The following is a 21,893-nucleotide window of genomic DNA, read 5'->3' on the forward strand; positions in this document are numbered from 1 at the left end:
GCATTCCTTCCTGGGCAAGGGCACCTCAAATCATGCTAGCCCTCTTCCTGCGCGATATCCGCCTGAACATCCGTGCTGGCGGCGGGGCTTTGACTGGCGTCATCTTCTTCCTCGCCGTCATCGCCACCATCCCTTTCGGCGTCGGGCCGGACCTCAAGCTGCTTGCCCGCATCGGGCCGGCGATCCTTTGGATTGGTGCGCTGCTCTCTTGCCTGCTTGGCCTCGACCGGCTGTTCCAGGCCGATCGCGAGGACGGCTCGCTCGATCTGCTGGTGCTGGGCAACGATCGCCACATGCTGGCCTTGACGGTGCTGACCAAATGCCTGGCGCATTGGGCGGGCAGCGTGCTGCCGTTGGTGGTCGCCGCTCCCTTGCTCGGACTGTTCATGAACATGGAGCCGATCAGCATTGGTGCCGCGGCGCTGACGCTGCTCGTCGGCACGCCGGCGATCACCTTTATCGGGGCGGCCGGTGCGGCGGTGGCGGTGGCGCTGCCGCGTGGCGGGCTGCTGATCTCGGTGCTGGTGCTGCCGCTGACCATCCCGGTGCTGATCTTCGGCGTTTCGGCGAGCTACGGCGCGACGGCCAACCCTGATCCGTTTCTGCAGCCCTTCCTCATTCTTGCCGCGCTGACCTTGTTTCTTGCGGTGCTGGGCCCGGTCTCGGCGGCGCTGGCGCTTCGTCATGGAACGGATTGAGGTGACATCAAAGGCTGCGGCGCGGCGCCCGATTGCGAAGCCGATGGTGCGGAGATAAGGGAAGGCATGTTCGAATTGGGCGACATGACCGGTTTGGAAAGCGGCACCTTGGCGGGGCCTGCCGCATGAGCGCGCACGCCCTCTACGTGACCGCCGCCTATACGATCACCGCCGTGGTGCTGGCCGGGCTGGTCGGCTGGATCCTGTTCGACCAGCGGGCGCGCAAGCGCGAGCTCGCCGAACTGGAAGCGTCAGGCGTGCGGCGGCGTTCCGACAAGGGTGCCAAGCCATGAGCACAGAGACGGAAACGCCGACCCGCAGTCGCCGCCTGTTCGTGATTTTGCCGCTGCTGGTCTTCCTCGGCCTGGCCGGACTGTTCCTGGCGCAGCTGTTGTCGGGGCGCGATGTTTCGGAAGTGCCGTCGGCCTTGATCGGCCTGCCGGCGCCGCAGACCAACCTGCCGGCACTGGAGGGCATCAACCTGCCCGGGCTCGATTCGAAATCCTTCGCCGGCAAGGTCACGCTGGTCAACGTCTTTGCGTCATGGTGCGCGCCGTGCCGCGAAGAGCACCCGGTGCTGCTGGCATTGGCGCAGGACAAGCGTTTCGTGATGGCGGCGCTGAACTACAAGGACCAACCGGAAAACGCCCGCCGATTCCTCGGCGATCTCGGCAATCCTTTCCAGGCGATAGGGGTCGACGAAGCCGGCCGCACGGCGATCGACTGGGGCGTCTATGGCGTGCCGGAAACCTTCGTCATCGGCAAGGATGGCAAGATCGCCTACAAGTATGTCGGTCCGCTGACGGCCGAGGCGGCGCGGATGGTGTTGTTGCCGCAGATCGACAAGGCACTAGCGGCGCATTGATATTCAGCTGATGCCGGCCTGCAAACGGCGGCTTCCTGTGCTTCCGGTGCTCACGTACTCAAAAGTACGCTCCACTCCGGTTCTCGGAACCCACCAATCTCGGCTCGGCCTGACCTGAATCTCAACGCGCCTGGGCGGCGCCGAGCAATAGACCTGAGATCAGCCGTAGATCTGCTTGTGGACCTGGTAAAGCATTTCCGAACGGTCGGCGCGCATGTCGGCCAGATCGCGGCTGGAAAAGCTGTCGATTTCGGCGACGAGGCGGTTGTAGTGCTTGCGCTTGGCAATGCTGGTGCGAGCGCGGCTCATGAGATCGTTGAAGATCATAGCAAGGTTCCTTCTGTGCCGCGTTTCTGGCGGCCGGTTGTTCCTCCCTTGATCGATACGAAGCATGACATAGTAGTGGTGCATTGCAAAAAGAAGATGTTGCAATGCACCATTGCACGCAGCGCATAGCCGGTTAACCGGCTCTTACTGACAGGTCTGATGAGGTGGCATCGCTTCCTGCCTGCCTTGAGACGTCAAGATACGGTGAAGCCTCATCATCGATCTTGCCAGATCGATTTCCGGCTGGCTTGATCGCGCCTGCAGCGCCGCGTCCTTCCGGATGTGCAAAGAACGCTGTAGCACTTTCATTTTGCGCATGATCCTTTCCGAAATCGGAATCGATTTTTCGGGATCATGCGCCCGACCTAAATGCCGGGAGAAAAAGCATGGCCGCCGCAGATTATTACGAAATTCTTGATCCGCGTTTCGCGCGGCTGTTCAGTTCCAACGCGCAAGTGGAAAAGCTGTTCACTGGATGCCAATGGGCGGAAGGGCCAGCCTGGTTCGCCGCCGGCCGCTACCTCGTCTGGTCGGATATCCCCAACAACCGCATGCTGCGCTACGACGAGACCGACGGCAATGTCAGCGTCTTCCGTCAGCCCTCCGGCAACTCCAATGGCAACACCGTCGACCGGCAGGGCCGGCTGGTGACCTGCGAGCATTCGGGCCGCCGCGTCAGCCGCACCGAGTTCGACGGCTCGGTTACCACCATTGCCACCAAATGGCGCGGCAAGCGGCTGAACTCGCCCAATGATGCGGTGGTCAAGTCGGATGGCTCGATCTGGTTCACCGATCCGAGCTACGGCATCGACACCGACTATGAGGGCGACAAGGCCGAAAGCGAGATCGGCGCCTGCTACGTCTACCGGGTCGATCCCGGCACCGGCGAGGTCGAGGCCGTCATCACCGACATGGTCAGGCCCAACGGCCTCGCCTTCTCGCTCGACGAGAGCAAGCTCTATGTCGCCGACACCGGCCGCACGCATGGCGCGCAGGATCCTGCCCATATACGGGTGTTCAATGTCGGCAAGGGCGGCAAGAAGGTGTCGGGCGAAAAGGTCTTCGCCGACTGCACGGCCGGCCTGTTCGACGGCTTCAGGCTCGATGAGGACGGCCGCATCTGGACCAGTGCGGCCGACGGCATCCACTGCTACGATCCGGACGGGACGCTGATCGGCAAGGTCAAGGTGCCGGAAGTGACCGCCAATTGCGTGTTCGGCGGCAACAAGCGGAATTGCCTCTATATAGCCGGCACCACCTCACTCTACATGGTGCGGCTGATGGTCAACGGCGCCAAAACGTACTGAGCTGCCGTCAACATAATCGAAGGGGAGGAAATCATGCCATTCGTCAACATCCGCATCGTCAAGGAAGTGATCGCCGCCGATCCGGCGGGCAAGAAGGCGGACATAGCCAAGAAAGTCACGGCCGCCATCATGGATGCCACTGGCCTCAGCAATGACGATGTCTGGGTGGTGTTCGAGGAGGTCAACGCCCGCGACTGGTATGTAGGCAAGACCGATGTAGAGACACTGAGAAGCAAGAAGTAGCCTCAGCGGCTGGCGATGAAGTCCGCGAAAGCGGACAGCGCATTGTGCATTGCCAGCCGGTTTTCCGGCTCAGCCAGGATGGTCTCCACCTCCGGTGGCTTCTTGCCGAGCAGGGCGATCTCCAGCACATCTTCGCAAAGCGCAAACGACATCGTGCGCATGATCTCGGTCAGCGCGGCGCGGGCAAACATCGAACGCCGCGAGGCGTGCACCATCATCGCGGGCTTCTCGACAGCGGCGTCGCGCGACACCAGCCAGTCGAGGACGTTTTTCAGCCCGCCCGGCACACCATGGGCATATTCCGGACAGGAGACGATGACGCCGTCGGCTTGAGTGACCGCGTCGATCAGTTCGGATGCCTCGAGCGGCGTCCGCTCGCCCTCATCGTCGGGATTGAAGATCGGCAGACGACCAAGCCGGTCATAGACTGTGACCCGACAGCCGGGGGGAGCATTCCGCGCCAGGGCCGCGACCAGCGCGGAATTGGTGGAGGCCGCCCGCAGGCTGCCGGAGATGGCAAGGATGTTCAGCAAGGGTTGGAACCAGTCAGGACGAATCGTGGTCCCGAAACCTACCACATGGTCTGTTTGTAGGCGTCGTCCAGCCAGCGGTCGGTCGCCTCGGCCGAATCGGCCATCGCCAGCTGGTCGTGCAGAATCTGGCCGAGCGTTGGCAGCGTCGCGCGATCGTACCAGGTTTCCGGCTTCCACAGATCCGAGCGCATGAAGGCCTTTGCACAGTGCATGTAGGCGGCCTTGACGGAGATAACGACGACGCTTTGCGGTTGCTTGCCGTCGACGGCGAGCCGTTCGCGCAAGGTCGCGTCGACGGTGATGCGCGCGTCGCCGTTGACGCGCAGTGTCTCGTTCATGCCGGGAATGAGGAACAGCAGCCCGACCGACGGGTTCACGAGGATGTTTTCCAGCGTATCCAGCCGGTTGTTGCCGGGCCGGTCGGGGATGGCGATGGTGCTGTCGTCGAGAACGGCGGCGAAGCCCGGCCTGTCGCCCTTCGGCGTCACATCGGCATTGCCGACGCCGTCGGACGAACCGATCAGCACGAAGGGGCTCTTGCCGATGAAGGAGCGGCAATGGCCGTCAAGCGCCTTCAATTCCTTGCGGATCGAGCCATCGGTCGGTCGCGGCGTCTTGTAGATCGTCCTCAGTTCATCGCGCGTGGTGACGAATTCCATGGCCCTCTCCCCAGAGCTTTGTTTGACGCAATTGTCTGAGGGAAAGCGCTATGCGCTTTTCCTGGAATTGCGCTATTTGCCCGCCTTCTCTTCCTTCCCGGCCTTGTCCTCGAGCGAATGGCGGAGGATCAGCGGCATCTGGCTGAAAGTAAACAGGAGCGTGATCGGCATGATGCCCCAGACCTTGAAGGTAACCCAGGCGTCGGTGGAAAAATTCCGCCACACCACTTCATTGGCAAGGGCCAGGAACAGGAAGAACAGACCCCAGCGGAAGGTCAGTTTCCTCCAGCCCTCGGCGTCGAGGCTGAAGGCCGAATCGAAGACATAGCCGAGTAGCGACTTGCCGAAGTAGAGGCCGCCGAGCAGCACGCCGCCGAACAGCGTGTTGACGATGGTCGGCTTCATCTTGATGAAGATGTCGTCCTGCAGATAGAGCGTCAGCGCGCCGAAGATGAAGACGACGACGCCAGACACCATCGGCATGATCGGCAAGGTGCGCATCAGAAGCCATGAGGCGATGAGTGCGATTGCCGTGGCGGCCATGAACAGGCCGGTGGCGACGAAGATCGGCCCGCCGAATTCGGCCAGGACAGGGAATTTCCCCACCAGCCACTCGCCGCGCGCATTGGCGAAGAAGAACACCATCAACGGCCCCAGCTCCAGCACCAGCTTGAGCAGCGGATTGACGCCTTCCTTCTTCTGCTTTTGCGGATCGGACGGATCGCGTTCGAGAATGGGTGGGTTCATAGGTTTTCTTTCTTACGCACAATCTGATCCAAAAAACCTGCAGCTTTTTGGGATATGCTTGTCAGGCAACTCCAGCGATCGCCCTGGCGAATTCGCTTGCCGAAAAAGGTTCGAGGTCGTCGACCTGTTCGCCGACGCCGATGAAATAGACCGGCAATTTGTGCTTTGCCGCGATCGCCACCAGAATACCGCCACGCGCCGTCCCGTCTAGCTTGGTCATCACCAGGCCGTTGACGCCGGCGACATTGCGGAAGATCTCGACCTGGTTGAGTGCGTTCTGGCCGGTGGTGGCGTCGACCGTCTGCAACACGGTGTGCGGTGCTTCCGGGTCTAGCTTGCCCAGCACGCGCACGATCTTTTCGAGTTCGGCCATCAGTTCGGTCTTGTTCTGCAGGCGGCCGGCGGTGTCGATGATCAGCACGTCGGAGCCGGCTTCCTTGGCCTTCTCGAAGGCGTCATAGGCCAGCCCCGCGGCATCGGCGCCGAGCTTGGAAGCGATGACCGGCGATTTCGTCCGCTCGCCCCAGATCTTTAATTGCTCGATCGCGGCGGCGCGGAACGTGTCGCCGGCAGCCAACATCACCGATAGGCCGCCATCGGTCAGCTTGGCCGCCAGCTTGCCGATGGTGGTGGTCTTGCCGGTGCCGTTGACGCCGACCACCAGGATGACATGCGGCTTGTGCGAGAGATCGAGCTCCAGCGGCATGGCGACGTGGCTCAGCACCTTTTCCACCTCGGCTGCCATGATGGCGCGAACCTCGGTGTCCGAGACATCCTTGCCGTAGCGGCTGGAAGCCAGCGCGTCGGTGACGCGCAGGGCGGTCTCCATGCCGAGATCGGCGCGGATCAGCACATCCTCCAGGTCCTGCAGGGTCTCTTCGTCCAACTTGCGCTTGGTGAAGACGCCGGCGATGTTGCCGGTGAGTTCGCGCGACGAGCGGGCAAGCCCGTCCCTCATGCGCTGGAACCAAGAGCGCCTCGGCGCCGGTTCCAGCGCTTTCTGCGGCTCGGCCTTCTGCTCGACCTTCTTGGCGACCGTCACCTTGCCGGGAGCGGGAACGGGTTTTGGCGCAGGTTGCGGCACGGCCTGCGGTTCGGGCGCGATCTCGGCGCGCACCTGTTGCTGCTCGATCGGGGCCGGCTGGCGAATGGGAGGCGAAATCTCGGCCGGCGGGATTTCGGGTGCCGGCGTTTCGGCCGGAGCCTCGACCGGTGGCGCCGGCACTTCAACAGGCACAGGCTCCGGCTGTGTCTCCGGTTGCGGCGGGACGATTTCCGGCTGCTCCGGCGCGGGAATTTCCGGCGGCTCCGGTTCGGGAATCGGCTCAGGCACCACAGGCGCGGCCGGGATTTCCTCCGGCGCAGGCTCCTCGACGGGCGCTTCCGGTCCGACCGGCTGCGGCTCTTCGACCGGGGCAGGCTCAGGCTGGATTTCCGGCTCCGGCGGAATGATCGGCGCCGGCTCTGGCGCCGGTTGCTCGACAGGCGACGGTTCCGGCGCGGGAATTGCCTCCGGCTCGACCGTCGGCGTCGGCGCAGTTTCCACTTCGGCCTGCGACTCGTCGCGCTTCAGAAATTCCGGCACAACCTGTTCGGACGCCGGCTTCAGCGCATCGAGCGCTTCCCATTTGATCGGCGGCAGCGGGGCGGTCTCGTCGACGCGCTCGTCGACCACTTCTTTCTGGCCGAACGAAAATATCTTCTTGAAAAAACCAGCCATGCTTTGCGTTTCTCAGGCGGCGCGGGCGGCAAGGGGCGCCGCGATCAGCCTGATACCATCGTGGCCAGTGATATCGGCCTCGACGATCTCGCCCGGCTCGCCCGCGCCGAGTACGGCCAGCGTAAACCCTTCGGTGCGGCCGAGGCCGTTGCGTTCGATCAGGATCGACTGGCGGGTTCCGGAAAGCGACGACAGATGGCGCCGATACGCAGCTTCACCAGCGGCACGCAGCCGGGCGGCGCGCTGCTTGACCAATTCGCGCCGTACCTGCGGCATGCGCGCAGCGGGCGTGCCTTCGCGCGGGCTGAACGGGAAGACATGCAGATGCGTCAGTCCGCATTCCTCGACGATTTTTTCCGAATTTTCGAACATGTCATCCGTTTCGGTCGGAAAGCCGGCGATGATGTCGGCGCCGAAGACGATGCCGGGGCGCAACTTGCGCACATCCTCGCAGAAGCGGATCGACTGATCGCGCAGATGCCGACGCTTCATGCGCTTCAGGATCATGTCGTCGCCGGACTGCAGCGACAGATGCAGATGCGGCATCAGCCGCGGCTCGGTGGCAATGGCGTCGAGCAAATCGTCGTCGGCCTCGATCGAATCGATGGACGACAGCCGCAGCCGCTTTACATCGGGCACCTGCTTGAGGATTGTTTTCACAAGCTTGCCGAGCTTGGGCGAGCCCGGCAGGTCGGCGCCAAAACTGGTCATGTCGACGCCGGTCAGCACGATTTCGGCATAGCCATTGCCGGCGAGGCGCTTGACCTGCTCGACCACGGCGCCCATCGGCACCGAGCGCGAGTTGCCGCGGCCGTAGGGAATGATGCAGAAGGTGCAGCGATGGTCGCAGCCGTTCTGCACCTGGACGAAGGCGCGCACCCTGCCCTCGATGGCGTCGACCATGTGGCCGGCGGTCTCGCGCACCGAAAAGATGTCGTTGACGCGTGCCTTCTCGGTGTCGTTAACGCCGAAATCCGGCAGTGCGCGATAGGAGTTCGCCTTCAGCTTCTCCTCATTGCCAAGCACGAGGTCGACCTCGTCCATGGCGGCGAAATTCTGCGGTTCGGTCTGGGCGGCGCAGCCGGTGACGATGATGCGCGCTGCGGGGTTGTCGCGGCGCGCCTTGCGGATCGCCTGCTTGGCCTGGCGCACGGCCTCGCCGGTCACTGCGCAGGTGTTGAAGATCACGGCGCCGCCTTCGAGCGCGCCAAGGCCGGCGCTTTCCGCCTCGCGCCGCATCACCTCGGACTCATAGGTGTTCAGCCGGCAGCCGAAGGTGACGACATCGATACCCTGGGAGGCCATCAGGCCGCGCTTTCGGTGTCGCGGGCCCAGGCGCCGGTCGACGGATCGAAGCTTCCGGAAAATTCCCATTCGGCGGCACCGGACAGGATGACGTGGTCATTTTCAAGCCATTCGACATGCAGCGAGCCGCCGCCGGGCGTCATCAGGCTGACGCTGCGGCCGGTCCGGTTGGTGCGGGCGGCCGCGACGACCGATGCGCATGCGGCCGAGCCGCAGGCCTTAGTCAGGCCGGCGCCGCGCTCCCAGGTGCGGATGACCATGGTGTCGGGCGAGGTGACCTCGGCAATGGTAATGTTGGCGCGCTCGGGAAACATCGGATGGTTCTCGAGCAGCGGCCCGAAGCGGTCGAGTTCATAGGACCAGACGTCTCGGTCGACCCAGAAGATGGCGTGCGGGTTGCCCATGGAGACGACCGAGGGCGAATGCAGCACCGGCGCGTCGATCGGGCCGATCTGCAGCTCGATCATGCGCGTATCGTGGAATTCCTCGGCCAGCGGAATATCCTGCCAGCCGAAACGCGGTCTGCCCATATCGACCGAGATCGACCCATCGGCATGTTCGCGTGCGTTGAGGATGCCGGCGACGGTCTCGAAGGTGAAGACCTTCTGGCCGGTTTCGGCGGCGAGCGCCTGGACGACGCAGCGCATGCCGTTGCCGCAAGCCTGCGCCTTGGAGCCGTCGGAATTCAAGATGTCGATGAAAAAGGCGGTGCCCGGCGTCTTGGCGTCGTGGATCGCCATGATCTGGTCGAACCTGGTCGCGGCATCGGCGTTCAAAGAGATTGCCGCGGCCGCCGTCACCCGATCGGCACGGCTACGCATGTCGGCAACGATGATCTCGTTGCCGATGCCGTTCATCTTGGCGAAAGGGGCAGTGCTGGCCATTGCTCCGCGAATTCCGTGTCCGTTTGGCGCTATATGGCGGAAACGAGCAGGAATTACCAGTGCGGAGCAGGCTTACGTCACCGCGAAGATGCCGAGCATCACCAGCAGGAAGATGACCAGAACAATGCCGATGAGGATGCGCGCGCCGGTGGCGGCGGCTCCTGCCAGCGCCGGCATGCCGAGCAGGCTGGCCGCCGCGGCGACGATCAACAGAATGATGATCCATTTGATCATGGAGAGGCTCCCAGCCAATTTGCGTTGGGGAAGCAACGCGTTTCAGCAATCTGGGTTCCTTGGCGGGCTGCTTGGCTAGATGGCTGGCACGTCCCAGACCTCGCCGGGCCGCAAGGCGCGAAAGCGCTGCCGCGGGATGCCCTGGTCGTCGAGCGCCTCGGTCAATTTCCGGGCCGGCTCGCCGATCGGTTCATCGGTGAGTTGGAAGGTGCCCCAGTGGCAGCCGGCGGCATAGGCGGCGTTGCACAATTTCATGCCGTGCACGGCCTCTTCGGGGTTCTGGTGCTGCGGCGCCATGAACCAGCGCGGCTCATAGGCGCCGATCGGCAGGATGGCGAAACGGAAGCCGCCATGCTTTGCAGCCATCAGCCGGTAGTTGATGCCATCGTGAAAGCCGGTGTCGCCGGCGAAATAGACGTTGCCGGCCGGCGTCTCGATGACGAAGCCGGCCCACAACGCCATGCGCCGGTCGCGGGCGCCACGCGCCGACCAGTGATGCACCGGCTCGACATGGACGGCGACGCCGTCGCCGATCTCGACCCTGTCGCCCCAGTCATGCGCCGACAGCCGCATGCCGGGAACCGCATCGCCAATCAGCGCATCGTTGCCAAGCGGGGTGATCACCAGCGGGTCGTGGCTGGCCTTCATGCGCTTCAGCGTGGCGAGGTCGAGATGGTCGTAATGGTTGTGGCTGACCAGGACGAGGTCGATCGGCGGCAGGTCGGCAAAGGCGATGCCTGGCGGGTTGATCCGTTTCGGTCCGGCAAAGGAGAGCGGCGATACACGCGGCGACCAGACCGGATCGGTGAGGATGTTGAGGCCGGCCGTCTGGATCAGCAAGGTGGAATGACCGACCATGGTCACTTGCAGAGCCGCGCCTTCGATCCGTGTCGCCGGTTTTGCCTGCGGAAAGGGGTTCGGAGCGGGCGCAGGCCATTTCGAGCGCTTGCCGCTCAGCTGCCATTTCAGCAGGTCGGCGAAGCGGCCGGGTGGCTGGCCGTCGGGATTGAAGAACAAGGTGCCGTCGAAATGATCGCTGGGTGGGCCGCTGTAGTAACGGTTGGCAGCCCTCTTTCTCGCGGCCAATTTTGCAGCTCCAGCAGGTTTCGGTTTCCAAGAGATAGGACCAATGCCGGCCGGCGCAAGCATTTGACTTGCCGGGGGCGCTTGGGGCCGATACGGGGTGAGCAGATCCCAAGGGTTGGAGCGACAGGCGACCGGTGACGCTCGGATTGCGATAAATTTGCAACAAATCTTGCTGCAAACCGTATTTTAACCATATCGGGTTGAAATTTCGCCACCTTCTCCATCTTGGTGGGGGTGAGATTGTGCGGACGGCGCCCCCCAGCCGAATCCGACGGAGGTTGGAATGATTTTTTCGAAAAGCGGCCTGGTGGCCGTATCGCTGGCGGCGCTCGTTGCGAGTGGCTGTTCGACCTCACGGTTCTCGTCGATGGACGACCAGCAGCCGGCACCGCTGCAGCCGGCACCGGCCGGCCAGGTGACCGCCAATCAGCTGCCGCCACCGGCAGCACCGGGCGCCACCGACCCGTCGAAATTCCCGACCGCGCCTGGCAATACGCAGGTTGCATCCTTGCCGCCGGACGGCTCGGCGCCCGCCGGCGCCGCGGACCTGACCGCGGCCAGCGTCGCCGGTGTCTGGAATGCCAGCGTTTCGGGCCAGAGCTGCAAGGTGGCGACCCCGCAGACCAAGTTCGGCGCCGGCTTCCGCGCCGGGCCGCTGCACTGCCCGGCGCCGATCGACGGCATCAAGTCGTGGAATGTCGCCGGCAAGCAGCTGACGCTCTATGACGAAAATGGCGGCACGCTGGCGCGGCTCTATTCGTCGGGCGGCTCGAAATTCGACGGCCAGACTTCCAACGGCCAGGCGATTTCGCTTACAAGGTAGGCGACCGCCCCTTATTTGTTTTTACGCAATTCCTGACGAAAACCGCTTTTTCCTGGAATTGCTCGACAACGACGTGACCGATGCATCTGCGTGACGGCCTCCAGACCCATGCGACCGTCAGGCAGCGCTACGACCATCTGGTGGAAACCGGCGTGATCGAACGCGATCCGGCGCAGGAACGGATCGCTGCCGCGCTCGACCGGCTGACCGACGAGATTTCGGCCAAGCGGCTGGCGCACAAGTCCAGCGCGCTGGGCTGGCTGTTCGCCCGCAAGCGCGAGACGCTTGAGGGCGTCAAAGGCCTCTACATCCATGGCGGCGTTGGGCGCGGCAAGACCATGCTGATGGACATGTTCTTCGAATTGCTGCCGGTGCGGCGCAAGCGCCGCGTCCATTTCAACGACTTCATGGCCGATGTGCAGGATCGCATCCAGAAGCACCGGCAGGCGCGCAAGGATGGCACGGTCAAGGAGGACGACCCGATTCCGCCTGTGGCCAAGGCGCTTGCCGAGCAAGCCTGGGTGCTGTGCTTCGACGAGTTCTCGGTCACCGACATTGCCGACGCGATGATCCTGTCGCGACTGTTTTCGGCGCTGTTTGCGAGCGACGTTGTGCTGGTCGCCACCTCGAACGTGGCGCCGGAAAATCTCTATGGTGACGGTCTGAACCGCCAGCTTTTCCTGCCATTCATCGGCATTTTGGAGCGGCATGCGCGGGTGTTGTCGCTCGACGCCGACAAGGACTACCGGCTGGAAAAGCTCGCCCGCACGCCTGTCTATGTCACGCCGGCCGATGCGGCGGCCGACGAAATGCTCGATGAGGCCTGGCAAACCATGACGCGCGGCCTGCCGACGGCCGAGACCTCGCTGACCCTCAAGGGACGGCAGGTGGCGGTGCCGGCTGCCGCCGGCGATGCGGCGCGGTTTTCCTTCGCCGATCTCTGCGAAAAGCCGCTCGGCGCCCGCGATTTCCTGGCGATTGCCGGCCGCTTCTCGACCATCTTCATCGATCACGTCCCGGTGCTCGGAGAAGGCAAGCGCAACGAGGCCAAGCGCTTCATCCTGTTGATCGACACGCTCTACGATCATCATGTGCGGCTGGTGGTCAGCGCCGCGGCCCCGCCGCCGCAGCTCTATCAAGGCAAACGCGGCGTCGAGGTCTTCGAGTTCGAACGCACCGCATCACGCCTGATCGAGATGCAAAGCCGCGACTGGCTGGAGGATTGGGCGGAACGGCGCAAGGCGAAGGCAGCGCCAGAGGCGGAGCAGGCACGGGCCTGAGATAGTTCTCCGGAAGGTCGCGATCCCTGCTCCTCCTCTGTCCCACCGGCGCCAAGGATCTAAAGCGCATATAGATACATCACGAAATCTTCCGCCGGCCCATGCGGCTCCTTGCGCGACTCATAAAGCGCGCGGGCAGGCACATTGCCCGGTTCGGTGCCGACCCAGGCCTCCTCGCAACCATGCTCGCGGCCAACCGCGAAAATCGCGTCGAGCATGGCTCGCGCGATGCCCTGACGGTGGAAGGACGGCGAAACGCCGACCTCGTCTATATAAAGTTCGCTGACCTTGTCGGGGTGGCGGTGAATGACGGCGGCGCATTGCCCGACGACCACGCCGTCGGCGAGCGCCACGATCATGAAATGGCCGGGTTCTCGGAGATAGGCTGCCAGCCGATCCGGTCTGACCGGCTCGTCGAAGACGTCGTCGGCGACCTGCATCACAAGGGCGTCATCACCGGGGAATAGCCTTCGGATTTCCATCTTCATTGTGTAAATTCTCTCCAGTCGGCTTACAAACTTTGACGTTTACGTAAATCCCGAACTATCTAACCGATTGAAAATGCTAGCTCCGAAATAATCGATTGAATTTATTTTGCTCCAAGGCTATTTGGTGCGGCGAAAATCCGCGGGTTCCTCGCAGCATTCCGGCCTCTTCCTCGACGCCGCCAACCAAGTCGCCAAGGACTTGGGCGCCGTCACTGACAAAGGGAAAACATCCTGACATGGCACGCAACAAGATAGCGCTTATCGGCTCTGGCATGATCGGCGGCACGCTCGCCCACATGATCGGTCTCAAGGACCTCGGCGACGTGGTGCTGTTCGATATTGCCGAGGGTATCCCGCAAGGCAAGGGGCTCGATATCGCGCAGTCGTCGCCGGTCGATGGCTTCGACAGCCGTCTCACCGGCGTCAACGACTATGCCGGCATCGAGGGTGCCGACGTCTGCATCGTCACCGCCGGCGTGCCGCGCAAGCCGGGCATGAGCCGCGACGACCTGCTCGGCATCAATCTGAAGGTCATGGAACAGGTCGGCGCCGGCCTGAAGAAATATGCACCGAAGGCCTTCGTGATCTGCATCACCAACCCGCTCGACGCCATGGTCTGGGCGCTGCAGAAGTTCTCGGGCCTGCCCAAGAGCCATGTCGTCGGCATGGCCGGCGTGCTCGACAGTTCGCGCTTCCGCTATTTCCTGGCCGAGGAATTCAAGGTCTCGGTCGAGGACGTCACCGCCTTCGTGCTTGGCGGCCATGGCGATTCCATGGTGCCGATGATCCGCTATTCGACGGTTTCCGGCATCCCGCTGCCCGACTTGATCAAGATGGGCTGGACCTCGAAGGAAAAGCTCGACCAGATCGTCCAGCGCACCCGCGACGGCGGCGCCGAGATCGTCGGCCTGCTCAAGACCGGTTCGGCCTACTACGCGCCGGCCGCCTCGGCGATCTCGATGGCGGAAGCCTATCTCAAGGACAAGAAGCGCGTGCTGCCGTGCGCGGCGTATCTTTCCGGCCAGTATGGCGTCAAGAATACCTATGTCGGCGTTCCCGTGGTGATTGGCGCCGGCGGCGTCGAGCGCATCATCGAGATCGATCTCAACAAGAGCGAGCAGAAGATGTTCGACGCTTCGGTGGCGACGGTGCAGGGCCTGACCGAGGCTTGCGTCAAGATCGCGCCGCAGCTCGCCTCGAAGTAACCCCCAGCAGTCGACCCGGAGACATCGAAGATGAACATCCATGAGTATCAGGGCAAGGCGCTGCTGAAGAGCTTTGGCGCGCCGGTGGCCGAAGGCGTGCCGGTGTTCAAGGCGAGCGAGGCGGAAGCCGCCGCGAAGGCGCTGCCCGGCCCGCTCTATGTGGTGAAGAGCCAGATCCATGCCGGCGGCCGCGGCAAGGGCAAGTTCAAGGAACTCGGCCCTGATGCCAAGGGTGGCGTCAGGCTGGCGAAGTCGGTGGCCGACGTGGTCGCCAACGCCAACGAGATGCTCGGGCATACGTTGGTGACCAAGCAGACCGGTCCCGCCGGCAAGCAGGTCAACCGCCTCTATATCGAGGACGGTGCCGACATCGAGCGCGAGCTCTATCTGTCGATCCTGGTCGACCGCTCGGTGGGCCGCGTTGCCTTCGTCGTCTCGACCGAAGGCGGCATGGACATCGAGGCGGTCGCGCACGACACGCCGGAAAAGATCATCACTGTCGCCATCGACCCGGAGAAAGGCGTCACATCCGCCGATCTGAAGGCGCTCAACGGCGCGCTAAAGCTCGACGGCGACGCCGGCCGGGATGGCGATACGCTGTTCCCGATCCTCTACAAGGCCTTTGTCGAGAAGGACATGAGCCTGCTCGAGGTCAACCCGCTGATCGTCATGAAGAGCGGCCGGCTGCGCGTGCTCGACGCCAAGGTGTCGTTCGACAACAACGCCCTGTTCCGCCATCCCGACGTGCTCGAACTGCGCGACACCACCGAAGAGGACGAGAAGGAGATCGAGGCGTCGAAATACGACCTCGCCTATGTCGCGCTCGACGGCAATATCGGCTGCATGGTCAACGGCGCCGGCCTCGCCATGGCGACGATGGACATCATCAAGCTCTATGGCGCCGAACCGGCCAACTTCCTCGATGTCGGCGGCGGTGCGTCCAAGGAGAAAGTGACGGCGGCGTTCAAGATCATCACCAAGGATCCGGCGGTCAAGGGCATCCTGATCAACATCTTTGGCGGCATCATGAAGTGCGACATCATCGCCGAGGGCGTGATTGCCGCGGTCAAGGAAGTCGGCCTGGAAGTGCCGCTGGTGGTGCGCCTGGAAGGCACCAATGCCGAACTCGGCAAGAAAATCATCAACGACAGCGGCCTCAACGTCGTGTCGGCCGACGATCTCGATGACGCGGCCAAGAAGATCGTGGCTGCGGTGAAGGGCTGAGCTGGTGCCTCCGCGCAAGATAAACCTCGTCGAGGCGGCGGACGCGCAGATCGAGAAGGTCTTCGATCCGCATATTGCCGGCGACGTCAACGACAGCCAGGCGAAAGTCGCCAAGTTCGGCGAGGTCTTCGACTGGCACGCGCATGACAATGAGGACGAAGCCTTTCTCGTTCTGCGCGGCCGCATCGCCATCGATTTCCGGGACGGTCCGGTCGAGCTAGGCGAGGGCGACTTCATGGTCGTGCCACGCGGCGTCGAGCACCGGCCACGTTCGCTCAGCAAGGAACCTGTGGTGCTGATGTTCGAGCCGGCAACGACGCTCAACACCGGTAACGCCAAGAGCGACCTCACCGTCGCCGATCTGAAGCGGCTCTGACCATGAACGCGGCCTCCTTCTCTTCGCTCTCGTCCGACCACCAGCGCCTGCAAGCGCTAGTCGGCACTTGGCGTGGCGAGGAAGATGTGGCGGCCACGCAATGGACCGATGCCGGCACAGCGACGGCCGAAGCCGTTGCCGTGGCTGAATTTGGCGGCCTGTTCGTGGTGCAGCGCTATCGCCAGCGCCGCGACGGCACGGTGTCGTTCGGCGCGCACAGCGTATTCGGCTTCGACCAGCAAAGCAGCGTCGTAACCATGCATCAATTCGACTCGATGGGCTTTGTGCCGGCCGCACCGGCTACAGGCACCTGGGATGGCAATACGCTGACGCTGCTGCGCTCGTCGCCGCGCGGGTCGGCCCGGGTTACCTACGATTTCGACAGCAATGACAGTTACCGCATGCGACTGCAGTTCCAACCCGCCGGCAGCGATGTCTGGCAAGACATGGTGAGCGGCGTCTACAGCCGTGTCTCACCTTCCTCGATCAACGATTTCTAAGAAAAAGGGCCACCATGTCCATTCTCGTCGACAAGAACACCAAGGTGCTGGTGCAAGGCCTGACCGGCAAGACCGGTACGTTTCACACCGAACAGGCGCTGGCCTATCACGGCACCAAGATGGTCGGCGGCATCCACCCCAAGAAGGGTGGCGAGACCTGGACCGGATCGAAGGGCGAGAGCCTGCCGATCTTCGCCACCGTCGCCGAGGGCAAGGAAAAGACCGGCGCCAACGCCTCCGTCGTCTATGTGCCGCCGGCGGGCGCCGCCGAAGCGATCCTGGAAGCGATCGAAGCCGAGATCCCGCTGATCATCTGCATCACCGAAGGCATTCCGGTGATGGACATGATCAAGGTCAAGGCGCGGCTCGACCGCTCGGCCTCGCGGCTGATCGGCCCGAACTGCCCGGGCGTGCTCACCCCCAACGAATGCAAGATCGGCATCATGCCGGGAAACATCTTCCGCAAGGGCTCGGTCGGCGTTGTTTCGCGCTCGGGAACACTTACCTATGAGGCTGTGTTCCAGACCACCAATGTCGGCCTCGGCCAGACCACCGCCGTCGGCATTGGCGGCGACCCCGTCAAGGGCACCGAATTCATCGACGTGCTCGAGATGTTCCTCGCCGATGACGAGACCAAGTCGATCATCATGATCGGCGAGATCGGCGGTTCGGCCGAGGAAGACGCCGCGCAGTTCCTCAAGGACGAAGCCAAGCGTGGCCGCAAGAAGCCGATGGCCGGCTTCATCGCCGGGCGCACGGCGCCGGCCGGCCGCACCATGGGTCATGCGGGCGCGGTCATTTCCGGCGGCAAGGGCGGCGCCGAGGACAAGATCGCGGCGATGGAATCGGCCGGGATAAAAGTTTCGCCCTCGCCTGCCCGGCTGGGCACGACGCTGGTCGAGGCGATCAAGGGTTAAGTGAGTAGCGAGTAGTGAATAGCGGATAGGAAACGGAGTAACGGCGCGACCCTGGGAAAATCCCTAGTCGCTATCCGCTACTCCCTATTCGCTCTGACAAGGAGACGAAGCCAAGGCTTCGATAGAGACATGGCAAGACAAGATCAGGCCAACGACCAATTTTCCCTCACCTCTTTCCTCTATGGCGGCAACGCCGACTATATCGACGCGCTCTATGCCGCCTATGAGGACGATCCAGCCTCGGTCAATCCCGAATGGCAGGAGTTCTTCGCCGGGCTGAAGGACGACGCGGGCGATGTGCGCAAGAACGCCAAGGGCGCCTCCTGGGCCAAGCCCTCCTGGCCGCTACAGGCCAATGGCGAACTGGTGTCGGCGCTCGACGGCAACTGGGGCATCGTCGAGAAGCATCTAGAAAAGAAGGTCAAGGATAAGGCGGTCACCAACGGCATCATCCTTTCCGACGCCGACGTGCACCAGGCGACGCGCGATTCGGTGCGCGCCATCATGATGATCCGCGCCTACCGCATGCGCGGCCATCTGCACGCCAATCTCGACCCGCTCGGCATCGCCAAGCCGCTTGAGGACTACAATGAGCTGTCGCCGGAGAATTACGGCTTCACCGCTGCCGACTACGACCGGCCGATCTTCCTCGACAATGTGCTCGGGCTCGAATTCGGCACCATCCGGCAGATGCTGGAGATCCTGACGCGCACCTATTGCTCGACGCTGGGCGTCGAGTTCATGCATATTTCCGATCCTGAGGAAAAGGCCTGGATCCAGGCGCGCATCGAGGGCGCCGACAAGGAGATCTCCTTCACCGCCGCCGGCAAGAAGGCGATCTTGCAGAAGCTGGTCGAGGCCGAAGGCTTCGAGCAGTTCATCGACGTCAAGTACAAGGGTACCAAGCGCTTCGGCCTCGACGGCAGTGAATCGCTGATCCCGGCGCTGGAGCAGATCGTCAAGCGCGGCGGACAGCTGGGCATGAAGGAGATCGTGCTCGGCATGGCGCATCGCGGCCGGCTGAACGTGCTCTCCCAGGTGATGGCCAAGCCGCACCGCGCCATCTTCCACGAGTTCAAGGGCGGTTCGGCCGCACCCGACGAGGTCGAGGGCTCGGGTGACGTCAAGTACCATCTCGGCGCCTCGTCGGACCGCGAGTTCGACGGCAACAAGGTGCATCTGTCCTTGACCGCCAATCCCTCGCATCTGGAAATCGTCGATCCGGTGGTGATGGGCAAGGCGCGCGCCAAGCAGGATTATCTGTTCGGCCGCAGCCGCGAGGAGATCGTGCCGCTGGAAGAGCGCGCCAAGGTGCTGCCGCTGCTGCTGCACGGCGATGCGGCCTTCGCCGGCCAGGGCGTGATTGCCGAAATCCTCGGCCTGTCCGGCCTGCGCGGCCACCGCGTTGCCGGCACGCTGCATTTCATCATCAACAACCAGATCGGCTTCACCACCAATCCGCGCTTCTCGCGCTCGTCGCCCTATCCGTCTGATGTGGCCAAGATGATCGAAGCGCCGATCTTCCACGTCAATGGCGACGATCCGGAAGCCGTGGTCCATGCCGCCAAGGTGGCGATCGAATTCCGCATGAAGTTCCACAAGCCTGTCGTGGTCGACATGTTCTGCTACCGCCGCTTCGGCCACAATGAGGGCGACGAACCGGCCTTCACCCAGCCGATCATGTACCGCAACATCCGTACCCACAAGACGACGGTGCAGATCTACGGCGACCGGCTGATCGCCGAGGCCCACATCACCCAGGCCGAACTCGACCAGCTGAAGGCCGACTGGCGGGCGCATCTGGAATCGGAGTGGGAAGTCGGCCAGAGCTACAAGCCCAACAAGGCCGACTGGCTGGACGGCGCCTGGTCGGGGCTGCGCACCGCCGACAACCAGGACGAACAGCGGCGTGGCAAGACCGCCGTGCCGGTCAAGACGCTGAAGGAAATCGGCAAGAAGCTGACCGAGGTGCCGAAGGATTTCGAGGCGCACAAGACGATCATCCGCTTCCTCGAGAACCGCCGCCAGGCGATCGAATCCGGCGAAGGCATCGACTGGTCGACAGCCGAGGCGCTGGCCTTCGGCGCCATCCTGCTCGACGGCAATCCGATCCGCCTGTCGGGGCAGGATTCCGAACGCGGCACCTTCTCGCAACGCCATTCCGTGCTCTACGACCAGCGCGACGAGACCCGCTATATCCCTCTCAACAATCTGTCGGCGGCGCAGGCCGGCTACGAAGTCATCAACTCGATGCTGTCGGAAGAGGCCGTGCTGGGCTTCGAATATGGCTACAGCCTGGCCGAGCCGAAGGCGCTGACCTTGTGGGAAGCGCAGTTCGGCGACTTCGCCAACGGCGCCCAGGTGGTGTTCGACCAGTTCATCTCGTCAGGCGAGCGCAAGTGGCTCAGAATGTCGGGCCTCGTCTGCCTGTTGCCGCATGGCTATGAAGGCCAGGGCCCGGAGCATTCCTCGGCCCGGCTCGAGCGCTTCCTGCAGCTTTGCGCCGAAGACAACATGCAAGTGGCGAACTGCACGACGCCGGCTAACTATTTCCACATCCTGCGCCGGCAGCTGAAGCGCGATTTCCGCAAGCCGCTGATTCTGATGACGCCGAAGTCGCTGCTGCGCCACAAGCGGGCGGTGTCGACGCTGCCGGAGATCTCGGGCGAAAGCTCGTTCCACCGGCTCTTGTGGGACGATGCCCAGCTGCTCCCCAACCAGGCGATCAAGCTCACCAAGGATTCGAAGATCCGTCGCGTCGTGCTGTGCTCGGGCAAGGTCTATTACGACCTCTACGAGGAGCGCGAGAAGCGCGGCATCAACGACATCTACCTGCTGCGTGTCGAACAGCTCTATCCGTTCCCGGCCAAGGCGCTGATCACGGAACTGTCACGTTTCCGCAATGCGGAGATGGTGTGGTGCCAGGAAGAGCCCAAGAACATGGGCGCCTGGTCGTTCATCGACCCCTATCTGGAATGGGTGCTGGCGCATATCGACGCCAAGCATCAGCGGGTCCGCTACACCGGCCGCCCGGCGGCCGCCTCGCCGGCGACCGGACTGATGTCGAAGCATCTCGCCCAGCTCGCCGCCTTGCTCGAAGACGCGCTCGGTGAATAGAAGTGATTTGGGTGAATAGAACAGATCTGGGCGAATAACTCAGGAAGAAACGGACAGGCACAATGGCTACCGAAATCCGCGTTCCCACTCTCGGCGAATCCGTCAGCGAAGCGACCGTCGGCAAATGGTTCAAGAAGGTCGGCGACACGATCGCCGCCGATGAACCGCTGGTCGAGCTCGAGACCGACAAGGTGACGGTGGAAGTGCCTGCCGCCGCCGCCGGCACGCTGGGCGAGATCACCGTCAAGGAAGGCGAAACGGTCGGCGTCGGCGCGCTGCTGGGTTCGATTTCGGCAGGTGGCGATGCCGCCGTCCCGGCGACCAAGCCGCAGGCGGTGTCGCAGGCCTCGTCGCCGGACGCGGCATCGACCGGCAAGCAGGCCGCGGCCGAAACCGCCAAGATCGCCGGCGACGCCGGCGCCGTCGAGCCGCGCACCATGCCGCCGGCCCCGGCCGCGGCAAAGCTGATCGCCGAGAACAATCTCGCTGTCGACCAGCTCTCGGGTTCCGGCAAGCGCGGCCAGGTGCTGAAGGGGGACGTGCTCGACGCGATCTCCAAGGGTGCGCCGTCGCAGCCGGCCGAGACGCCCAGGGCAGCCCCGGCGCCGGTTGCCGTGCGTGCGCCGTCCTCGGGCGACGATGCGTCGCGCGAGGAGCGCGTGCGCATGACCAAGCTGCGCCAGACCATCGCGCGCCGGCTCAAGGAAGCACAGTCGACCGCCGCCATGCTGACCACCTTCAACGAGGTCGACATGAGCGCGGTGATGGCGCTGAGGACCAAGTACAAGGACGTTTTCGAGAAGAAGCACGGCGTGAAGCTTGGCTTCATGGGCTTCTTCACCAAGGCCGTCACCCACGCCTTGAAGGAAATCCCCTCGGTCAATGCCGAGATCGATAGCACCGACATCATCTTCAAGAACTATGCCCATATCGGCGTCGCCGTCGGCACCGAAAAGGGCCTGGTCGTGCCGGTCGTGCGCGATGCCGACCAGATGTCGATCGCCGAGATCGAGAAGGAGATCGGCCGCCTGGGCATCGCCGCGCGCGACGGCAAGCTGTCGGTCGCCGACATGCAAGGCGGCACGTTTACGATTTCCAACGGTGGCGTTTATGGGTCGCTGATGTCGACGCCGATCCTCAACGCGCCGCAGTCGGGCATTCTGGGCATGCACAAGATCCAGGACCGGCCGGTGGTGGTCGGCGGCCAGATCGTGATCCGGCCGATGATGTATCTGGCGCTCAGCTACGATCACCGCATCGTCGACGGCAAGGAAGCGGTGACCTTCCTGGTCCGTGTCAAGGAAAGCCTGGAGGATCCGGAACGGCTGGTTCTGGATCTGTGAGCGGAGCTGATC

The 21,893-nt window shown here is 63.4% G+C and carries 24 protein-coding genes; 14 read left to right on the forward strand and 10 right to left on the reverse strand.

Annotated features, from left to right (window positions below; genetic code table 11):
- Nucleotides 1-32 precede the first annotated feature (32 nt).
- The 3 genes from ccmB (at nucleotide 33) to AC1DZU_RS10740 (ending at nucleotide 1,563) form a co-directional block, all read left to right on the forward strand.
- Nucleotides 33-698 carry a heme exporter protein CcmB gene (gene ccmB / locus AC1DZU_RS10730; protein ID WP_477284401.1) on the forward strand — a complete coding sequence of 222 codons (666 nt, stop codon included), beginning with the start codon at nucleotides 33-35 and terminating at the stop codon, nucleotides 696-698.
- 125 nt (nucleotides 699-823) lie between these two features.
- Nucleotides 824-991, forward strand: a complete 168-nt coding sequence (gene ccmD, locus AC1DZU_RS10735) for a heme exporter protein CcmD (RefSeq protein WP_477284403.1) — start codon at nucleotides 824-826, stop codon at nucleotides 989-991.
- Nucleotides 988-1,563, forward strand: coding sequence for a DsbE family thiol:disulfide interchange protein (locus AC1DZU_RS10740; protein ID WP_477284405.1), 576 nt, complete (start codon nucleotides 988-990; stop codon nucleotides 1,561-1,563). Before ccmD ends, AC1DZU_RS10740 begins: the two co-directional genes overlap by 4 nt.
- 159 nt (nucleotides 1,564-1,722) lie before the next feature.
- Here the strand turns inward: AC1DZU_RS10740 and AC1DZU_RS10745 are convergent, their stop codons facing one another.
- Complete coding sequence (locus tag AC1DZU_RS10745) at nucleotides 1,723-1,890, reverse strand: hypothetical protein (RefSeq protein WP_477284407.1); 168 nt, start codon at nucleotides 1,888-1,890, stop codon at nucleotides 1,723-1,725.
- Between the two features lie 386 nt (nucleotides 1,891-2,276).
- Between AC1DZU_RS10745 and AC1DZU_RS10750 the strand changes: the two genes are divergently transcribed.
- Both AC1DZU_RS10750 and AC1DZU_RS10755 read left to right on the forward strand, forming a co-directional pair.
- Nucleotides 2,277-3,197 (forward strand): SMP-30/gluconolactonase/LRE family protein, encoded by a 921-nt coding sequence (locus tag AC1DZU_RS10750; RefSeq protein ID WP_477284409.1) that lies wholly within the window; start codon nucleotides 2,277-2,279, stop codon nucleotides 3,195-3,197.
- Between the two features lie 33 nt (nucleotides 3,198-3,230).
- Nucleotides 3,231-3,440 (forward strand): tautomerase family protein, encoded by a 210-nt coding sequence (locus AC1DZU_RS10755; protein ID WP_095083999.1) that lies wholly within the window; start codon nucleotides 3,231-3,233, stop codon nucleotides 3,438-3,440.
- 2 nt (nucleotides 3,441-3,442) lie between these two features.
- Here AC1DZU_RS10755 and AC1DZU_RS10760 read toward each other — a convergent pair whose 3' ends face one another.
- The 8 genes from AC1DZU_RS10760 to AC1DZU_RS10795 form a co-directional block, all read right to left on the reverse strand.
- Entirely contained in the window at nucleotides 3,443-3,973 is a 531-nt protein-coding gene (locus AC1DZU_RS10760) for an NADPH-dependent FMN reductase (protein WP_477284412.1), read from the reverse strand.
- 38 nt (nucleotides 3,974-4,011) lie between these two features.
- Nucleotides 4,012-4,632: a pyridoxamine 5'-phosphate oxidase family protein gene (locus AC1DZU_RS10765; protein WP_477284414.1), complete on the reverse strand. Its 621-nt coding sequence runs from the start codon at nucleotides 4,630-4,632 to the stop codon at nucleotides 4,012-4,014.
- Between the two features lie 72 nt (nucleotides 4,633-4,704).
- The gene (locus AC1DZU_RS10770; RefSeq protein WP_184872615.1) at nucleotides 4,705-5,379 is read right to left on the reverse strand and encodes a septation protein A; all 675 of its coding nucleotides are present in this window, start codon (nucleotides 5,377-5,379) and stop codon (nucleotides 4,705-4,707) included.
- Between the two features lie 61 nt (nucleotides 5,380-5,440).
- Complete coding sequence (ftsY, locus tag AC1DZU_RS10775) at nucleotides 5,441-7,099, reverse strand: signal recognition particle-docking protein FtsY (RefSeq protein ID WP_477284416.1); 1,659 nt, start codon at nucleotides 7,097-7,099, stop codon at nucleotides 5,441-5,443.
- A 12-nt stretch (nucleotides 7,100-7,111) separates the two neighbouring features.
- Nucleotides 7,112-8,404, reverse strand: a complete 1,293-nt coding sequence (mtaB, locus tag AC1DZU_RS10780; protein ID WP_477284418.1) for a tRNA (N(6)-L-threonylcarbamoyladenosine(37)-C(2))-methylthiotransferase MtaB — start codon at nucleotides 8,402-8,404, stop codon at nucleotides 7,112-7,114.
- On the reverse strand, nucleotides 8,404-9,288 hold the full coding sequence (gene dapF / locus AC1DZU_RS10785; protein ID WP_477284420.1) for a diaminopimelate epimerase: 885 nt from the start codon (nucleotides 9,286-9,288) through the stop codon (nucleotides 8,404-8,406). Before dapF ends, mtaB begins: the two co-directional genes overlap by 1 nt.
- A gap of 72 nt (nucleotides 9,289-9,360) precedes the next feature.
- A complete protein-coding gene (locus AC1DZU_RS10790) occupies nucleotides 9,361-9,522 on the reverse strand; it encodes a DUF1328 family protein (RefSeq protein ID WP_184872611.1) in 162 nt (53 codons plus the stop codon).
- A gap of 75 nt (nucleotides 9,523-9,597) precedes the next feature.
- Entirely contained in the window at nucleotides 9,598-10,608 is a 1,011-nt protein-coding gene (locus AC1DZU_RS10795) for an MBL fold metallo-hydrolase (protein ID WP_477284423.1), read from the reverse strand.
- Between the two features lie 283 nt (nucleotides 10,609-10,891).
- Here AC1DZU_RS10795 and AC1DZU_RS10800 point away from each other — a divergent pair, with 283 nt between their 5' ends.
- Complete coding sequence (locus AC1DZU_RS10800; protein ID WP_095084008.1) at nucleotides 10,892-11,431, forward strand: protease inhibitor Inh/omp19 family protein; 540 nt, start codon at nucleotides 10,892-10,894, stop codon at nucleotides 11,429-11,431.
- Between the two features lie 80 nt (nucleotides 11,432-11,511).
- A complete protein-coding gene (gene zapE / locus AC1DZU_RS10805; protein ID WP_477284425.1) occupies nucleotides 11,512-12,711 on the forward strand; it encodes a cell division protein ZapE in 1,200 nt (399 codons plus the stop codon).
- 59 nt (nucleotides 12,712-12,770) lie between these two features.
- Here the strand turns inward: zapE and AC1DZU_RS10810 are convergent, their stop codons facing one another.
- A complete protein-coding gene (locus tag AC1DZU_RS10810) occupies nucleotides 12,771-13,199 on the reverse strand; it encodes an N-acetyltransferase family protein (RefSeq protein WP_477284427.1) in 429 nt (142 codons plus the stop codon).
- A 236-nt stretch (nucleotides 13,200-13,435) separates the two neighbouring features.
- Here AC1DZU_RS10810 and mdh point away from each other — a divergent pair, with 236 nt between their 5' ends.
- From mdh to odhB, 7 genes are all read left to right on the forward strand, one after another.
- Nucleotides 13,436-14,404 carry a malate dehydrogenase gene (mdh, locus tag AC1DZU_RS10815; RefSeq protein ID WP_095084011.1) on the forward strand — a complete coding sequence of 323 codons (969 nt, stop codon included), beginning with the start codon at nucleotides 13,436-13,438 and terminating at the stop codon, nucleotides 14,402-14,404.
- Nucleotides 14,405-14,434: 30 nt separating this feature from the next.
- The gene (gene sucC, locus AC1DZU_RS10820; RefSeq protein WP_477284430.1) at nucleotides 14,435-15,628 is read left to right on the forward strand and encodes an ADP-forming succinate--CoA ligase subunit beta; all 1,194 of its coding nucleotides are present in this window, start codon (nucleotides 14,435-14,437) and stop codon (nucleotides 15,626-15,628) included.
- Between the two features lie 4 nt (nucleotides 15,629-15,632).
- On the forward strand, nucleotides 15,633-16,004 hold the full coding sequence (locus tag AC1DZU_RS10825) for a cupin domain-containing protein (RefSeq protein ID WP_477284432.1): 372 nt from the start codon (nucleotides 15,633-15,635) through the stop codon (nucleotides 16,002-16,004).
- Nucleotides 16,005-16,006: 2 nt separating this feature from the next.
- A complete protein-coding gene (locus tag AC1DZU_RS10830; RefSeq protein WP_477284434.1) occupies nucleotides 16,007-16,504 on the forward strand; it encodes a DUF1579 family protein in 498 nt (165 codons plus the stop codon).
- A gap of 14 nt (nucleotides 16,505-16,518) precedes the next feature.
- Nucleotides 16,519-17,421: a succinate--CoA ligase subunit alpha gene (sucD, locus tag AC1DZU_RS10835; RefSeq protein ID WP_477284436.1), complete on the forward strand. Its 903-nt coding sequence runs from the start codon at nucleotides 16,519-16,521 to the stop codon at nucleotides 17,419-17,421.
- Nucleotides 17,422-17,550: 129 nt separating this feature from the next.
- The gene (locus AC1DZU_RS10840) at nucleotides 17,551-20,538 is read left to right on the forward strand and encodes a 2-oxoglutarate dehydrogenase E1 component (RefSeq protein WP_477284438.1); all 2,988 of its coding nucleotides are present in this window, start codon (nucleotides 17,551-17,553) and stop codon (nucleotides 20,536-20,538) included.
- Between the two features lie 62 nt (nucleotides 20,539-20,600).
- Nucleotides 20,601-21,881 carry a 2-oxoglutarate dehydrogenase complex dihydrolipoyllysine-residue succinyltransferase gene (gene odhB, locus AC1DZU_RS10845; RefSeq protein WP_477284440.1) on the forward strand — a complete coding sequence of 427 codons (1,281 nt, stop codon included), beginning with the start codon at nucleotides 20,601-20,603 and terminating at the stop codon, nucleotides 21,879-21,881.
- Nucleotides 21,882-21,893 lie beyond the last annotated feature (12 nt).

The sequence above is a fragment of the Mesorhizobium sp. P2_A12 genome, from assembly GCF_056405075.1.

Bases quoted from the DNA above. Each gene is read 5' to 3' on its own strand.
- AC1DZU_RS10770 (WP_184872615.1), bottom strand. From the start codon at position 5,379: ATGAACCCACCCATTCTCGAACGCGATCCGTCCGATCCGCAAAAGCAG.
- AC1DZU_RS10800 (WP_095084008.1), top strand. From the start codon at position 10,892: ATGATTTTTTCGAAAAGCGGCCTGGTGGCCGTATCGCTGGCGGCGCTC.
- mtaB (WP_477284418.1), bottom strand. From the start codon at position 8,404: ATGGCCTCCCAGGGTATCGATGTCGTCACCTTCGGCTGCCGGCTGAAC.
- zapE (WP_477284425.1), top strand. From the start codon at position 11,512: ATGCATCTGCGTGACGGCCTCCAGACCCATGCGACCGTCAGGCAGCGC.
- odhB (WP_477284440.1), top strand. From the start codon at position 20,601: ATGGCTACCGAAATCCGCGTTCCCACTCTCGGCGAATCCGTCAGCGAA.
- AC1DZU_RS10840 (WP_477284438.1), top strand. From the start codon at position 17,551: ATGGCAAGACAAGATCAGGCCAACGACCAATTTTCCCTCACCTCTTTC.
- ccmB (WP_477284401.1), top strand. From the start codon at position 33: ATGCTAGCCCTCTTCCTGCGCGATATCCGCCTGAACATCCGTGCTGGC.
- AC1DZU_RS10830 (WP_477284434.1), top strand. From the start codon at position 16,007: ATGAACGCGGCCTCCTTCTCTTCGCTCTCGTCCGACCACCAGCGCCTG.
- mdh (WP_095084011.1), top strand. From the start codon at position 13,436: ATGGCACGCAACAAGATAGCGCTTATCGGCTCTGGCATGATCGGCGGC.
- AC1DZU_RS10790 (WP_184872611.1), bottom strand. From the start codon at position 9,522: ATGATCAAATGGATCATCATTCTGTTGATCGTCGCCGCGGCGGCCAGC.
- AC1DZU_RS10755 (WP_095083999.1), top strand. From the start codon at position 3,231: ATGCCATTCGTCAACATCCGCATCGTCAAGGAAGTGATCGCCGCCGAT.
- AC1DZU_RS10750 (WP_477284409.1), top strand. From the start codon at position 2,277: ATGGCCGCCGCAGATTATTACGAAATTCTTGATCCGCGTTTCGCGCGG.
- sucC (WP_477284430.1), top strand. From the start codon at position 14,435: ATGAACATCCATGAGTATCAGGGCAAGGCGCTGCTGAAGAGCTTTGGC.
- sucD (WP_477284436.1), top strand. From the start codon at position 16,519: ATGTCCATTCTCGTCGACAAGAACACCAAGGTGCTGGTGCAAGGCCTG.
- dapF (WP_477284420.1), bottom strand. From the start codon at position 9,288: ATGGCCAGCACTGCCCCTTTCGCCAAGATGAACGGCATCGGCAACGAG.
- ftsY (WP_477284416.1), bottom strand. From the start codon at position 7,099: ATGGCTGGTTTTTTCAAGAAGATATTTTCGTTCGGCCAGAAAGAAGTG.
- AC1DZU_RS10810 (WP_477284427.1), bottom strand. From the start codon at position 13,199: ATGAAGATGGAAATCCGAAGGCTATTCCCCGGTGATGACGCCCTTGTG.
- AC1DZU_RS10740 (WP_477284405.1), top strand. From the start codon at position 988: ATGAGCACAGAGACGGAAACGCCGACCCGCAGTCGCCGCCTGTTCGTG.
- ccmD (WP_477284403.1), top strand. From the start codon at position 824: ATGAGCGCGCACGCCCTCTACGTGACCGCCGCCTATACGATCACCGCC.
- AC1DZU_RS10745 (WP_477284407.1), bottom strand. From the start codon at position 1,890: ATGATCTTCAACGATCTCATGAGCCGCGCTCGCACCAGCATTGCCAAG.
- AC1DZU_RS10765 (WP_477284414.1), bottom strand. From the start codon at position 4,632: ATGGAATTCGTCACCACGCGCGATGAACTGAGGACGATCTACAAGACG.